Origin of the sequence: Microbacterium sp. SLBN-146 (genome assembly GCF_006715145.1) — a bacterium.
Lineage (GTDB): Bacteria > Actinomycetota > Actinomycetes > Actinomycetales > Microbacteriaceae > Microbacterium.
Genome location: NZ_VFMR01000001.1, coordinates 1,648,797 through 1,662,286, shown reverse-complemented (window position 1 = coordinate 1,662,286; position 13,490 = coordinate 1,648,797). Strand labels below are relative to the sequence as shown.

Genomic DNA, 13,490 nt, shown 5'->3' with positions numbered 1-13,490 from the left:
CACCTCCGACATGCACGCGGAGACCCGCGGAGGGTTCGCCGAGAGCGATGCGACGACCGTCCTACGCTGGGTCTCATGCACGTCGAGGAGTTCACGCACGCGGGCGCGACACTCGTCGCCGAACGCCGCGGATCGGGTCGCGGCGTCTTCCTGCTCATCCACGGTATCGGGATGGGGCGCTCGGTCTTCAGCGGCCTGACGGAGGGCCTCATCGGCACGGGTCGCGTCATCGCCGTCGACCTCCCCGGCTACGGCGACGCCCCCGAGCCCGCGAGGATCCTCACGATCGAGCGGATGGCCGACCTCGTCGGCGCCTACCTCCGCGCAGAGGTCGACCGCCCCGCCGTCGTCGTGGGGCACTCGATGGGCGCCCAGGTCGCCCTCGAGGTCGCGGTGCGGCATCCCGACGTCGTCCAGGCCCTCGTCATGCTCGGTCCGTCGACGGACCCGACGGCGCGCAGCGCCCGCGCACAGCTGTGGCGTCTCGTGAAGGATCTCGCGGTCGAGAAGCCCCGCGTCATCCTCCGCGGCGCCCGCGAATACGTGCGGGCCGGGCCGCGCCTTCGCGGCAAGTACCGCGCGATGCTGGCCCACCGGCCCGAAGTGGTGCTCGACCGGGTCACAGTGCCGACGCTCGTCATCCGCGGCGAGAACGACGTCGTCTCTCCGCACGCGTGGTGCGTAAGGGTCGCCGACGACATCCCCGACGCGCGCCTGGTCGAGATCCGCGGCCACGGCCACGAGACGATGATCAGAGACGCCGCGCCCGCGGCCCGCGCGATCGTCGAGTTCTCACTCGAGAACTGAGCCCCTCAGCCCCTGTCGTCTGCCGTCACCTGATCGGCGAGCTCCTGCAGCTCGTCGTCGGAGACGGTGACGCCGGTCTGGTCGAACCGCTGAGCGAGGACCCGCACGACCTCGTCGCGCCCGAGGTGCGAGACATCGGTGCGCGTCTGGGCGACGATCCCGGCGACCTTGTCGGCGTCGGACGCGTTGTTCTGCGACATCGCGGGAAGGCTCTGCTCCGCCGCACCGCTCATCTCGGCCTGCGCCTGACCCGCCGTGAGCGTGTCGCGCGCGCCGTCCTGACCGTGGTGATCGGCACTGGCCGCCGCTTCGGCGGCGGGCGAGTCCCCCAGGCCGGACTGCGCCTGGCCCGTCACGTCCTGGTCTGTCCCGTCCTGCTGCTCGAACTCGTTGCCCGTCGTGCTCATCAGGGTTCCTCTCCTCGGTCTGTGCTCATATCGGGGTCCGCTCCCTGCCGCGCCTGCTCGCCGGCGGCCGGGTCGTCGGGTGCGAGCGCCGTGTCGGACAGAAGGCCCTCGGCGTCGGGATCGTCCGCGAGCTCGGGCGATCCTGCGGCATCCGCATTCTGTTCGCTCGCCTCGCCGTCGTGCGTCTGCTCCCAGCCGCCGGGCGGGTCGGCGTCGATAACGCCCTCGGGAAGATCGCGCTCCATGGCCGATTCCTTTCGTCGTATCCAGCTTGCCGCGACGACCCCGGCGGGCGCACCCCGTTGACAACGACAGCACCCCCCGGTAGCGGTGTCTAGGGAGTCGCGCGCGCCGATGCCGATGCGTCGCGATCGCGCGCGACCGCTTCGCCGAGAAGCTGCCCGCCGCTCGTGAGCAGCGCGCGCCGCCAGGGCAGGACGCCCTCGATCTCGATCTGGATGGAGATCGACAGAACTGTTCGGATGAGAACGATGAGCCCGAGAATGAGCGCGTCCTCGATCGAGGGCTTCGAGGTGATCGTGCGGATGAGGTCGGCGGCGACGAGCACTTCGAGGCCCAGGAGGATCGCCGAGCCGAGCGTCGTGCGCAGCACCTGGAACGCGGCGCGGCCGCCGTCGCCCCGCCCGATCGCGCGCGCTCCCAGCACGACGGCGATGACGAACCCGACGACCATCACGACGGCGCCGATCGCCTCGAAGCCGATCGCGACGATGGTGAAGACGTCTTCCATGTGCACGCGGCCAGCTTAGGGGTCGGTGCCGCGATGGCGCGTGGGGCTACGCGGAGCGGCGCTCGGCCAGGATGCCGCTGCGGTCGGGGTGCGCGGAGAACCAGTCGGCGACGTACCAGCACACCGGGATGACCGTCCGGTCACCCGCCCGCTCGAGCTCGGCGACGGCCCGCTCGACGACCTCGCCGGCGTAGCCGTGACCACGGAAGGTCGGCACCGTATAGGCCCGCGTCATGGCCACCGTTCGGCCGTCGTCGCGGTAGTCGAGGACGCTCACGAGGTCGTCGCCTCTGTGGAGCGTGTAGCGCGAAGCATCCGTCTCGTGGGTGAAGTGCAGCTCGGTCACCCCGACAGGCTAAACCCGTCTAGCCGAGCCCGGACGCGCGGAACGCCGAACGTTTGCCGCGAACCCTCACTCCGGGAGGACGCCGGAGCGCGCGAGCTCCGAGTACCAGCGGCCGCTGTCCTTGATGGTGCGCTCGAGCGAGTCGAAGTCGACCCGCACGATGCCGAACCGCTTGGCGTAGCCGTAGCCCCACTCGAAGTTGTCCAGGAGCGACCACACGAAGTAGCCGCGGAGGTCGACACCGCGCTGCATCGCCCGGTGCGCCGCGCTGAAGTGGCGTCGGAGGTAGTCGAGGCGTTCGGGGTCGGGGACCGAGCCGTCGGCCGCGACGACGTCGTCGAACGCGGCGCCGTTCTCGGTCACCATGAGCGGTTGCTGCGGGAACTCCGCCGACAACGCCATGAGGAGCTCTTCGAGGCCCTCGGGCGCGATGTTCCAGCCCATCGCCGTGTGCGGGCCCGGCTGCTCGACGAACTCGACGGCCTGGTCGCTGCCCGGCCATGCCGTGCCACCCGCCGCGCCCTTGTGCCCGTCGTTCATCTGCTTGGGCGAGACGCCGTCCCACAGTCGCACGGTGGCCGTCGAGTAGTAGTTGACGCCGAGGACGTCGATCGGCTGGTGGATGGCGGCGAGATCGTCGTCGTGCACGAACGACCAGTCCGTGACGGATGCCGTGTCCTCGAGCAGATCGGCGGGGTATTCGCCGTGCAGCATCGGCCCCGTGAAGGCGCGATTGGCCAGGGCGTCGATCCGGCGCATCGCCTCGGCCGCACCGTCGCCGACACCGCGGAGGACGTGGAAGTTGAGCGTCACGGAATACTCCGGCGTCCCCGTCGACGTCGCGCGGAGCGCCTGGAGGGCTCGCCCGTGCGCGAGATTGAGGTGATGGACGGCGGCGAGCGCGGCATCCGGTTCGTGGCGACCCGGTGCGTGACCGCCCTGCCCGTACCCGAGATACGCCGAGCACCACGGTTCGTTGAGCGTCGTCCACGTGTGCACGCGGTCGCCGAGCGCCGTCCCCATCACTTCGGCGTAGCGCTCGAACGCATCGGCCGTCGCTCGCGCGGGCCAGCCGCCCGCGTCTTCGAGCGGCTGCGGCAGGTCCCAGTGGTACAGCGTCGCGACGGGCTCGATGCCCCGTTCGAGGAGGCCGTCGACGAGACGCGAGTAGAAGTCGATGCCCGCCTGATTGATCTCGCCCGTTCCCGTGGGGATGACGCGGGGCCACGCGATCGAGAAGCGGTAGGCCCCGAGGCCGAGGTCCTTCATGAGGTCGAGGTCGGACTCCCACCGGTGGTAGTGATCGCACGCGACGTCGCCCGTGTCGCCGTTCCAGACCTTGCCGGGGGTCTTGCTGAAGGTGTCCCAGATGGAGGGGAGACGGCCGTCTTCGGATGCCGCGCCCTCCACCTGATAGGACGCGGTCGCCGAGCCGAACGTGAAGCCCGGAGGGAACACGAGACCCGAGTCGCGGTAGTCGGAGTTTCCCTGCGTCATTTCGTCACCTCGGAGAGATCGACCGAGAACGTCTCGGAGACGCCCTCGGGGGTCGTCACGACGATGTCCCTCGTGCCGGCGCCGCCGGGGAACACCCGGATCGTCAGCCCGTCGAGATAGTCGTAATCAGGTCGGTCGGAACGCACACCCCAGGGGATCACCGCGCCCGCCCGAGCGTACAGGGGCAGCGAGTCGAAACCGTGCGTCTCGCGCACCCACCGGCCTCCCTCGATCGTCTCGCCCGTCAGGAGCGACGTCCACGGGCCGTCGGGCAGATAGAACTCGACCTCTCCTGTCTCGGTGAAGACGGGCGCGACGAGCAGTTCCGATCCGAGCATGTACTGGCGGTCGAGGTACGCGACGGCGGGGTCGTCGGGGAACTCCAGCGGCATCGGCCGCAGGAGCGGGACACCGGATGCCGCCGCGTCGAGCCCCACACGATAGAGGTAGGGCATCAACCGCATCTTCAGGTGCGTGAAGACGCGCGTGACCTCGACGGCTTCTTCGTCGAACATCCACGGCACGCGATAGGACTGCGACCCGTGGAAGCGGGAGTGCGAGCCGAGCAGGCCGAACGCCGTCCAGCGCTTGTAGACCGCGGCATCCGGTGTGCCCTCGAATCCGCCGATGTCGTGGCTCCAGAAGGCGAAGCCGCTGAGGGCCAGCGAGAGTCCTCCGCGGAGCGTCTCGGCCATCGAGGCGAAGGTCGACGTCGAGTCGCCGCCCCAGTGCACGGGCATCGACTGCCCACCCGCCGTGGCCGAGCGCGCGAAGAGCACGGCATCGCCTTCGCCGCGCGTCTCGACGAGGACGTCATGGACGGCCTTGTTGTACAGCTGCGTGTAGAGGTTGTGCATGCGCGACGGGTCGGACCCGTCGAAGTAGTCGACCTCGAGGGGGATCCGCTCGCCGAAGTCGGTCTTGAAGCAGTCCACACCCTGGGCGATGAGTCGGCGGAGATGTCCCTGGTACCACGCGGTCGCGTCGGGGTTCGTGAAGTCGACGAGACCCATCCCGGCCTGCCAGAGATCCCACTGCCAGACCGATCCGTCGGGGCGCGTCACGAGGAACCCCTGATCTGCCGCTTCGCGGAAGAGCGGCGAACGCTGGCCGATGTAGGGGTTGATCCACACGCAGACGCGAAGATCCTTCTCGTGAAGGCGCGCGAGCATGCCATCGGGATCCGGGAAGGTGCGGGGGTCCCATTCGAAGTCGCACCAGTTGAATTCGCGCATCCAGAAGCAGTCGAAGTGGAAGACCGATACGGGGAGTTCGCGCGCGGCCATCTCGTCGATGAACGACGTGACGGTCTCTTCGTCGTAGTCGGTCGTGAACGACGTCGACAGCCAGAGGCCGTACGACCACGCGGGCACGACGGGCGGCCGGCCGGTGAGCGCCGTGTAGCGCGAGAGCACGTCCTTGGAGGTGGGGCCCGCGATGACGAAGTACTCCAGCACTTCACCCGGGACGGAGAACTGCACCCGCTCGACGGCCTCCGAACCGATCTCGTACGACACGTGACCCGGGTCGTTGACGAGGACGCCGTAGCCCCGGTTGGAGAGGTGGAAGGGGATGCTCTTGTAGGCCTGCTCGCTCGACGTGCCGCCGTCGGCGTTCCAGATCTCGACGGACTGTCCGTTCTTCACGAGCGGGCCGAACCGCTCGCCCAGGCCGTACACGAGCTCTCCGACGCCGAGGTCGAGCTGCTCGTGTACGAACGCGTGCGGTCGGGGCGCGGCCGTCCCGGCGCGGGCGTTGCCCACGATGCCGGAGTCGACCTGCGCGTCGTCGGTGAGCTGGATGTACCCCTGCGCCTTGTGGCCGCTCCCCGTGACCCGGCTCCCCTCGACCTCGAACGAGAGGTCCCACGGCGCCCCCGGCGCGATGCGCGCCGTGAGGGGTCCGGTCTCGAGCACTCCCCCGTCTTCGGTCGCGGCGATCGTCCCCGCACCGCCCTCGGCAGCGCCCGGCAGGTCGAAGCCGCCGTGCCACGATCCGCCCTCGTGGTGAGCGATGCGCACGCGCACGACGCCTTCCATCGGCGAGGACAGCGTCGTGGTGAGGACGGGCCGATTGAGCGTGTCGCCGCGCTTGGCGATGACGGACGTCGGAGCCGTCACGACGATGCCGGGGCCGTCCGCCGTGGAATCCGTCGGCCAGATGTCGTACGCCTCCTGTGCGTACAGTGCCGTGACGCCGGGACGCAGTTGCCAGAACCCGTCGGTGAACTTCATTACTTGACTGCTCCTGCCGTGATGCCGCGTGTCAGCGTGCGCTGGAAGATGAGGAAGAAGATGAGCGTGGGGATGATGCCGAGGAGGGCCGACGCGCTCGTCGTCGTGACGTCCATGAGTCGGTCGCCCTGGAGGACGCTGATCGCGACCGGGACCGTCTGGTTCGCGTTCGAGGCGAGGAACGTCAGCGGGATGAGGAACTCGTTCCACGTCCAGATGAAGAAGAAGATGAGCAGCACCGACAGGGTCGGGCGGCTGATCGGGAAGACGACCCGCCACAGGATCTTCCAGCGCCCCGCGCCGTCGATCGAGGCGGCTTCGAGGATCTCCTTGGGGAACGTGCCGTACACCGCCGAGAGGAGATACGTGCCGAACGCGGCCTGCACGACCGTGAAGACGATGATGACCGACCAGACGTTGTCGTAGAGGCCGACCTCTTTGAACATGTAGTACAGCGGGTAGAGGAGGGCCTCCTGCGGGAGGAGGTTCGCCAGGAGGAACAGCAGGACGATCCACGAGCGTCCCCGCACCCGGCCGATGCCGATCGCGAAGGCGTTGAGCATCGAGATGAGCACCGCGAGCACCGCGACGACGCCCGAGATGAAGATCGAGTTCCAGACCTTCTCGGGGAAGTTGACGCGCTCCCAGAACTTCGCGATGCCGGTGAAGTCCAGCTCCTGCGGGAAGGCGAGGGGCCCCGACGTGGCGTAGTCGACGGGGGATTTGAAGGAGTTCACCAGGACGAGGTAGAACGGCGCCAGCACGAGGAGTGCGCCCACGATCACGAGGGCGAGGAACAGCCAGTCGACGCCGCGCTTCTTCGTCATGCCGCCGCGCGCCCGCGGCGCCTTGGGGGGCTTCGTGCCCGCGTCGCGCGTCGCGAGGGGGGCGTCCACAGTGCCGACGGCCATCAGAGTCCCGCCCTTTCCTTGCGCTCGAGCGAGTTCTGCACGCGGATGAAGATGATCGAGACGATGACGACGAGGATCGTCAGCACCGTCGCGATCGTCGCGCCGTAGCCGACGTTCCGCTTCGTGAAGAACTCCTGGTAGGCGTAGTACGCGGGCACGAGGGTCGCACCGGCGGGGCCACCACGCGTAATGACGTAGACGGGCCCGAAGACCTTGAGCGCCGCGATCGTCGACGTGAGCGTCACGACGAAGATCTCCGGCCGGATGATCGTCATCGTGATGGCGGAGAAGCGCTGGAACCAGTTCGCGCCGTCGAGCTCGGCGGCTTCGTACAGCTCCGGGTCGACGCGCTGGAGCGCCGCCATGAAGATGACGACGGGGTAGCCGATCTGCACCCACACGAGCACGACCATCAGGACGATGAGCGCCGACGGCATCTGGCCGAGCCAATCGACGGGACCGATGCCGACCGCCCCCAGGATCTGGTTGAGCGCACCGTCCGACCCCGGACGGACGATCCACCCGATGACGATGCCGGCGACGGCGACGGGGAGGATCTGCGGCAGATAGTACGTGGCCCGCAGGAAGCTCCCCACGCGGCCGCCGAACTTGCGTCCCACGACGTCGAAGAGGAGGGCCGCGACGATGAGGCCGATGATCGTCGGCACGACGACCATCGCGAGCACCATCCATACGGAGTTCGCGAACGACGTCCAGAAGTCGCTGTCGGTGAGCAGCTTGGTCCAGTTGTCGAGGCCGATGAACTCGGGATCGCGGACGCCGCGCCACGAGGTGAACGTGAGGTACACGTTCCACACGAGCGGGACGATGACGATGACGATGAGCAGGACGAACCCCGGCAGCAGGTACATCCAGTACCCCGCGGTACCGCCCCCGCGCTGCGGGATCGACGGCTCCTCGGGAGGGAGCTTGGCGCGCTTCGCGCGCGGTTCACGTGTCGTGAGAGCCATGATGGGGTCTTCCTGTGGAGGGCGGGGCGGTCATCCGGGGATGCCGCCCCGCCCGGTGAGCCACTCGGGTCAGCCGCGGAACTCGGCCGTGCCCTCGTCGTACTGGACGCCGAGGTTGTCGTTCGTCGTCGCGGCATCCTGAACGCCCGTGACGAGACCCTGGAGCTCCTGCACGATGACGTCGTAGAACCCGGGTGCGGGCCAGTCGGGGTAGAACGACAGTCCGTCGGCGTCGAGGATCCCGTTGAACGTCTCGATGAGGAGCTTGCTCTTCTCATCCGTGATGTCGGCCGGGTCGGCCGCGACGGGGACGCCGCCGTTGTTGCCGATGATCGCCTGGATCTCGGGACGCATCGTGATGTCGATGAACTCGTACGCGAGCTCCTTGTTGGCGGCGTTCTCGGGAACGACCCACAGGTTGCCCGACGAACCGAGCGACAGGTCGCTCTCGGGGAAGGCCGTCATCGTCCAGTCGAAGTCGGTGGCCTCGGCGGTGAACCGGCCGAACCACCAGGAGCCCGAGACGAAGATGGGCGATGTGCCGTTGATCCACGAGACACCGGCATCCTCTGCCTTGATCGACGAGACGTCGGAGGCGATGTAGCCGGCGTCGACGTAGTCCTGCAGCGTCTCGGTCGCGTACGTGAGCTCGGGACCCTGCCAGTCGACCGGGTTCTCGTACAGCTGGTAGTCGTTGACGAACTGGCGGTCGGCCTGCGTCAGGGCGAGCTGGTACCAGAGTTGTCCGAGCGGGTACTCGGCACCGGCCTCGGCGAGAGGGGTGACACCCTGCGCGACGAAGGCGTCGAGCACCGCGATGAACTCGTCGTACGTCGTGGGGATCTCGAGGCCCGCAGCCTCGAAGGCGTCGAGGTTGTAGTAGACGCCGACGAACTCGCCGTAGTTCGGGATGCCGTACCAGGTGTCGCCGCCCATGACGCCGGCGTCGGAGTACTTCGCGGTCGTCTGGAGCGAGGGCGCGAGCTTGTCGGCCCAGCCGTACTCTTCCACGGCGTCGCCGATGTCGGCGATGAGGCCCGTCGAGGCGAGGAAGCCCGCCGTCGCGTTGCCCTTGTTGAACTCCATGAGGTCGGGCGCGGCATCCGTGTCGAGGACCTGGCTCGCGGTCTTCTGGATCTGCTCGAAGGACTTCTCCTCGAACTCGACCGTCGCACCCGTCTCGTCTTCGAAGATCTTGATGGCTTCGGCCCACGCCTTGCCCATGGCGCTGTCGGCGCCTTCGTAGTGCCAGAGCTTGAGCGTGTTGCTGTCGCTTCCGCCGCCGGAGCCGCCGGAGCAGCCGGCGAGCGCAAGGGCGCCCACCGTGAGAGCCCCGATCGCGGCGAGGCCGCGTCGGGTGTGCGTGCGTGTGATTCGTGCCATCGGTGGCATTCCTTTCCTGGTGACCTGCGTTGGTCTGGTGCGGGTGTGGTGCGGGATATGGAGTTATCGAAGCGCTTCGACTGCGGTCGTGCGAAAGCGGATGGTCGCAGCCTCGGCGTCAGACGGAGGCCCCCGGAGGGGCGGCGATCGAGCCGCGCGACACGAAGGTCGGCGGAACGAGACGGAGCCCGGGTTCGGGCGGATCCTCGTCGAGCGCCTGCACGGCGAGGGACACGGCGAGATCGCACGAGGCCTCGGGCACGAGCGGGATCACGTCGAGGGGGGTCGAGAGGACGGCCGTGTCGAAGGACGCACCGACACTGATGACCGAGACGTCCTCGGGAACGCGCAGACCGCGCTCCGCGATGAGGGCGAGCACCGAGCCGTGCGCCTCTTCCGTGCAGTGCAGGATGAGCGCCGTGGCTCCCCCGTCGAGAAGTGCCCCCGCCGTCTTGCGCGCCGCGGTGCGGCTGGCGATCTTGCCGCCCGACGTGCCGTGGCCCGCCGCGACGCCGCGCTCCGCGGCACGATCGAGGAAGCCCGCTCGCACGCGCGGTGGGAAGTTGGATTTCGCGTACGCCGTCTCGGCCTGTCCGACGAGTCCGATCGAGGCGTGGCCCGCATCGGCGAGGAGATCCACCGCCTGCTTCACGGCGGCCTCGAAGTCGAGGTCGACGCACACGAGTCCCGCGTTGTCGTTCGGGATGCCGATGAACACCGTCGGAGTCGGGATCTGCCGAGCCAGCGCCACCCGCGGGTCGTCGGGGGCGACGTCGAGCACGAGGATCGCGTCGACCAGGCCGTTGGAAGCGACCCGGCGCATCCCCGCCTGCGCCTCTTCGTCGGTGAGGAGGAGGATGTCGTAGTCGTGGCGCCGTGCGGCGATCGCCGTCGCGAGGACGAACTGCATGTGGGTGGGAGCGTGCGTGTCGCTCCGCAGCGGTTCGGTGAGCGCGAAGATCTGCGTCCGCCGACCCGCGAGCATCCGCGCCCCCGCATTCGGGCTGTATCCCAGTGCCGCGACGGCTTCTTCGATACGACGGCGCGTGTCGACCGAGACCGGTCGCTTGCCGCTGAGGGCGTACGACACGGTGCTGATGGAGACACCCGCGGCTTCCGCCACTTCGGTGATGTTCGCCATGCCGACCTCTTCGTCCGTCACAAGTTCGATGATCGAAGCGCTTCGCGGAAACGCTTCGACGGAGACGTTACGACGAAACGTCGCAGAGCGCAAGAGGTTTGTGGCATCCGACAACAATTCGGATGCCGCGGGATGCGCGCCACCGATCGCCGTCGTCATATTTCGTCACACAGCGGACTGCCCGACGACATGATTTGACGCACTCCGACGCACTCCGACATAATCGGGCGCATGACTGACAACGCACGCTCTCTGTCCGCCCTGGAGGCGAACGGGACGACCGGCATGATGATGGCCGGTCACGTTGCCATGTGTTGTCGAATGTGCCGCTGACTCGGTGATACCCGCCGGGCCTTCGGATCCTCGCCGCTCGCACCTCTCCGTCGAGCCGATGATCGGGCCCCCGAAGCACCGGACACCGCGTCGATCACGCGAGTCCTGATGCTTCTCACCCGCCCCGCAGGGGCAGCATCGCAGCACCCACCGAACCCGCTCTCGGCGCATCGCCCGGGTTCACTTCCGCAAGGACCATCATCATGTCGAACACCGCTCTCCTCGAACGTCCCACGGCCGACGCCCGCCCGGCCCGCCACCTCCGCGCTGTGACCTCCCCCGTCGAGACCGCCGCTCCGGCGCCCGCGGCAGCACCCGAGGCCCCCGCGCGTCATCTCCCCGCCGGCACGACCCCCCGCGGATTCGCTCTGTACGTCGGCTTCGATGAGGCGAAGGTCGCGGCATCCGGGGTCTCGCTCGGCACGATCGTCGAGGCCCTCCGCCGCACGCTCAGCGAGCTCGCACCCACCGCCGAGACGTACGCGACCGTCGCGCTCGCCCCCGTCGCGGCGGGTGGCCGCGACGTCGACGTCGTGCGCCTCGCGCTGCACGAGCCGTCGGCCGTCGCCCGCACGAAGCAGGAGGAGTCCGCGGAGGAAGACCGTGCCCCGGGCGGCGTCGTCGTCGACATCTCACGCAAGCGCGTCCTCATCGACGGCGAATCGGCGGCGTTCACGTTCAAGGAGTTCGAGCTGCTGCAGTACCTCGTCCTGCGCGAAGGACGCACGATCGAGCGTGCCGAGCTCGTCTCATCGCTCTGGCAGGGATCGACCGACGACGAGGCTCCCGGCGAGCGCACGATCGACGTGCACGTGCGCCGCCTCCGCGCGAAGCTCGGCCGCTACGAAGACATCGTGCGCACCGTCCGCGGCATCGGCTACCGCTTCGACCGCCACGCCGACGTCTCCATCCGCTACGGCCACGGCACTCCTTCGCCCGACCGCTTCTGACCCGCCCGCCCTTCCGCGACCAGGGTCTCCCCGCGCCGCGAGGTTCTGCCGAACTCCGCGGTCGGGAGGTCCGCCGCCCGGTTCGTTCACTTGCCTCAAAGGGCGACCTGCCCGCACCCGCACCCACCATTCGCGACAAGTGAACGAGGGGATGTCGGAGGCGCGGGGAAGGATGCCGCCATGACCATCACCTTGCTCAAGCCCGAGGGGCTCGTCGCGAGCCCCGCATACAGTCACGTCGCGATCGTCCCGCCCGGTGCGACGACGATCTACATCGGCGGCCAGAACGGCGTCGACGCGACCGGCCACGTCGTCGCCGCCGATGTCGCGTCCCAGGCCGTGAGAGCCGTCGAGAACGCGATCACCGCACTCAAGGCGGCCGGCGCGACGCTCGACGACGTCATCTCGTGGACCGTGCTGATCGATGCGGATGCCGACCTCGGCGCGGCCTACGGAGCCATCGCCCCCACGCTCGCCCGTGACGGCGCACCGCCGCTCGTGACGGCTGCACGCGTTGCGGGACTCACCGTGCCGGGCGCCCTCATCGAGGTGAGCGCCGTTGCGGCCGTGATCCGGGCGGATGCCGGCGAGCCCGGCGTACAGTGAACGGATGACCATGTCGCTCACGAGGATCGCCCCGCTGGGTGCTCGAGCGGCAGAGGGCAACGAGCGGGCGGGCGCCGTCCGCGATTCTCGGCCGGTCCATGGGCGGCCTCGCGAGGTCGAGTACCGACTCGGCTACGCCGTCGATCTCCGACGGACGGTGCTGTATCAGCGCCGCGGAGCCGACGACCCCACCATGACGACGGCCGGCGCCGTCATCTGGCGCGCCAGCACGACCCCTCTCGGGGTCGCGACACTGGCGCTCCGCCAGAGCGCGGGTGGCACCGTCCGCGCCGCCGCGTGGGGTCCGGGTGCTGAGTGGGCACTCGACCAGCTCCCCGCACTGTGCGGAGCGAACGACGACGCGACGGGCTTCGACCCCTCGCGGCATCCGCTCATCGCCGACGCCCACCACCGCAATCCCGATCTGCGCATCGGACGCACCGACCTCGTGTTCGACGCGCTCGTGAGCTCGATCTTCGAGCAGAAGGTCACCGGCATGCAGGCATTCGGCGCGTGGCGGCGCATCGTCACGTGGCACGGCGAGCGAGCCCCCGGGCCGACCCCTCGCCCGATGTTCGCGCCGCCCACGATCGATGGCTGGCGACGCATCCCCTCGTGGGCGTGGCACCGAGCCGGTCTCGAACCCCCGCAATCCCGGACGATCGTCGCGGCCGCGCGCGCGGGCGAGTCGATCGTCCGAGCGGCGACGGCCGCGGTCTCGGGTGACGAGCGCGATCGCGTCTTCACGAGCCTTCGGGGCGTCGGCCTCTGGACGAGCGCCGAGGCCCGCATCCGCGCCTTCGGCGACCCGGACGCCGTGAGCGTCTTCGACTACCACCTCGCACACGAGGTCGGATACGCCCTGACAGGGCACCGCGTCGACGACGACGGGATGCTGGAGCTCCTCGCCCCGTGGGCCGGGCACCGCCAGCGGGTCATCCGTCTCATCGAGGCGAGCGGCGTCCGAGAACCTCGGCGGGGCGCTCGGCTTCACCCCGAGGATCATCGGGAGCGCTGACGCGTCGCGACGGGGGTGCGGTCCGATCGTGGGGCGGATCTCGATACGCGCTTCGCGCTACTCGATCAGCGGTGGGGGCGCCCCGGTACTCGATCAGCGGTGGGGGCGCCCCGGTACTCGATCAGCGGTGGGGGC

14 protein-coding genes are annotated in these 13,490 nt (G+C 69.1%); 4 read left to right on the top strand and 10 right to left on the bottom strand.

Going from position 1 to position 13,490, the window contains the following annotated elements:
• The first annotated feature begins 75 nt into the window (after positions 1-75).
• Complete coding sequence (locus FBY39_RS07055; protein WP_141931396.1) at positions 76-807, top strand: alpha/beta fold hydrolase; 732 nt, start codon at positions 76-78, stop codon at positions 805-807.
• A 5-nt stretch (positions 808-812) separates the two neighbouring features.
• Here FBY39_RS07055 and FBY39_RS16695 read toward each other — a convergent pair whose 3' ends face one another.
• The 10 genes from FBY39_RS16695 to FBY39_RS07005 form a co-directional block, all read right to left on the bottom strand.
• Complete coding sequence (locus FBY39_RS16695; RefSeq protein WP_260837477.1) at positions 813-1,214, bottom strand: hypothetical protein; 402 nt, start codon at positions 1,212-1,214, stop codon at positions 813-815.
• Complete coding sequence (locus FBY39_RS07045; protein WP_141931395.1) at positions 1,214-1,459, bottom strand: hypothetical protein; 246 nt, start codon at positions 1,457-1,459, stop codon at positions 1,214-1,216. Before FBY39_RS07045 ends, FBY39_RS16695 begins: the two co-directional genes overlap by 1 nt.
• 89 nt (positions 1,460-1,548) lie before the next feature.
• Positions 1,549-1,965: a DUF1622 domain-containing protein gene (locus FBY39_RS07040; RefSeq protein ID WP_222115707.1), complete on the bottom strand. Its 417-nt coding sequence runs from the start codon at positions 1,963-1,965 to the stop codon at positions 1,549-1,551.
• Between the two features lie 46 nt (positions 1,966-2,011).
• A complete protein-coding gene (locus FBY39_RS07035; RefSeq protein ID WP_141931391.1) occupies positions 2,012-2,311 on the bottom strand; it encodes a GNAT family N-acetyltransferase in 300 nt (99 codons plus the stop codon).
• A gap of 66 nt (positions 2,312-2,377) precedes the next feature.
• Complete coding sequence (locus FBY39_RS07030) at positions 2,378-3,808, bottom strand: glycoside hydrolase family 1 protein (RefSeq protein WP_141931389.1); 1,431 nt, start codon at positions 3,806-3,808, stop codon at positions 2,378-2,380.
• Positions 3,805-6,042, bottom strand: a complete 2,238-nt coding sequence (gene yicI, locus FBY39_RS07025; RefSeq protein ID WP_141931387.1) for an alpha-xylosidase — start codon at positions 6,040-6,042, stop codon at positions 3,805-3,807. The genes FBY39_RS07030 and yicI overlap by 4 nt, the downstream gene beginning before the upstream one ends.
• The gene (locus tag FBY39_RS07020; RefSeq protein ID WP_396652255.1) at positions 6,042-6,953 is read right to left on the bottom strand and encodes a carbohydrate ABC transporter permease; all 912 of its coding nucleotides are present in this window, start codon (positions 6,951-6,953) and stop codon (positions 6,042-6,044) included. The genes yicI and FBY39_RS07020 overlap by 1 nt, the downstream gene beginning before the upstream one ends.
• Complete coding sequence (locus FBY39_RS07015; RefSeq protein WP_141931385.1) at positions 6,953-7,924, bottom strand: carbohydrate ABC transporter permease; 972 nt, start codon at positions 7,922-7,924, stop codon at positions 6,953-6,955. Before FBY39_RS07015 ends, FBY39_RS07020 begins: the two co-directional genes overlap by 1 nt.
• Positions 7,925-7,993: 69 nt before the next feature.
• Positions 7,994-9,307, bottom strand: coding sequence for an ABC transporter substrate-binding protein (locus tag FBY39_RS07010; RefSeq protein WP_141931384.1), 1,314 nt, complete (start codon positions 9,305-9,307; stop codon positions 7,994-7,996).
• Positions 9,308-9,425: 118 nt separating this feature from the next.
• A complete protein-coding gene (locus FBY39_RS07005; RefSeq protein ID WP_260837476.1) occupies positions 9,426-10,607 on the bottom strand; it encodes a LacI family DNA-binding transcriptional regulator in 1,182 nt (393 codons plus the stop codon).
• 377 nt (positions 10,608-10,984) lie between these two features.
• Between FBY39_RS07005 and FBY39_RS07000 the strand changes: the two genes are divergently transcribed.
• The 3 genes from FBY39_RS07000 to FBY39_RS06990 all read left to right on the top strand — a co-directional run bounded on the left by FBY39_RS07000 (position 10,985) and on the right by FBY39_RS06990 (position 13,355).
• Complete coding sequence (locus tag FBY39_RS07000; protein WP_141931382.1) at positions 10,985-11,731, top strand: winged helix-turn-helix domain-containing protein; 747 nt, start codon at positions 10,985-10,987, stop codon at positions 11,729-11,731.
• Positions 11,732-11,911: 180 nt separating this feature from the next.
• Positions 11,912-12,337, top strand: a complete 426-nt coding sequence (locus FBY39_RS06995; RefSeq protein ID WP_141931380.1) for a RidA family protein — start codon at positions 11,912-11,914, stop codon at positions 12,335-12,337.
• A 4-nt stretch (positions 12,338-12,341) separates the two neighbouring features.
• Entirely contained in the window at positions 12,342-13,355 is a 1,014-nt protein-coding gene (locus FBY39_RS06990) for a DNA-3-methyladenine glycosylase (protein WP_141931378.1), read from the top strand.
• Positions 13,356-13,490: the final 135 nt, after the last annotated feature.

Coding starts and splice junctions, on each gene's coding strand:
- FBY39_RS07045 (WP_141931395.1), bottom strand. CDS start 1,459: ATGGAGCGCGATCTTCCCGAGGGCGTTATCGACGCCGACCCGCCCGGC.
- FBY39_RS07000 (WP_141931382.1), top strand. CDS start 10,985: ATGTCGAACACCGCTCTCCTCGAACGTCCCACGGCCGACGCCCGCCCG.
- FBY39_RS16695 (WP_260837477.1), bottom strand. CDS start 1,214: ATGAGCACGACGGGCAACGAGTTCGAGCAGCAGGACGGGACAGACCAG.
- FBY39_RS07020 (WP_396652255.1), bottom strand. CDS start 6,953: ATGGCCGTCGGCACTGTGGACGCCCCCCTCGCGACGCGCGACGCGGGC.
- FBY39_RS07030 (WP_141931389.1), bottom strand. CDS start 3,808: ATGACGCAGGGAAACTCCGACTACCGCGACTCGGGTCTCGTGTTCCCT.
- FBY39_RS06990 (WP_141931378.1), top strand. CDS start 12,342: ATGACCATGTCGCTCACGAGGATCGCCCCGCTGGGTGCTCGAGCGGCA.
- FBY39_RS07010 (WP_141931384.1), bottom strand. CDS start 9,307: ATGGCACGAATCACACGCACGCACACCCGACGCGGCCTCGCCGCGATC.
- FBY39_RS07040 (WP_222115707.1), bottom strand. CDS start 1,965: ATGGAAGACGTCTTCACCATCGTCGCGATCGGCTTCGAGGCGATCGGC.
- FBY39_RS07005 (WP_260837476.1), bottom strand. CDS start 10,607: ATGACGACGGCGATCGGTGGCGCGCATCCCGCGGCATCCGAATTGTTG.
- FBY39_RS06995 (WP_141931380.1), top strand. CDS start 11,912: ATGACCATCACCTTGCTCAAGCCCGAGGGGCTCGTCGCGAGCCCCGCA.
- FBY39_RS07055 (WP_141931396.1), top strand. CDS start 76: ATGCACGTCGAGGAGTTCACGCACGCGGGCGCGACACTCGTCGCCGAA.
- yicI (WP_141931387.1), bottom strand. CDS start 6,042: ATGAAGTTCACCGACGGGTTCTGGCAACTGCGTCCCGGCGTCACGGCA.
- FBY39_RS07015 (WP_141931385.1), bottom strand. CDS start 7,924: ATGGCTCTCACGACACGTGAACCGCGCGCGAAGCGCGCCAAGCTCCCT.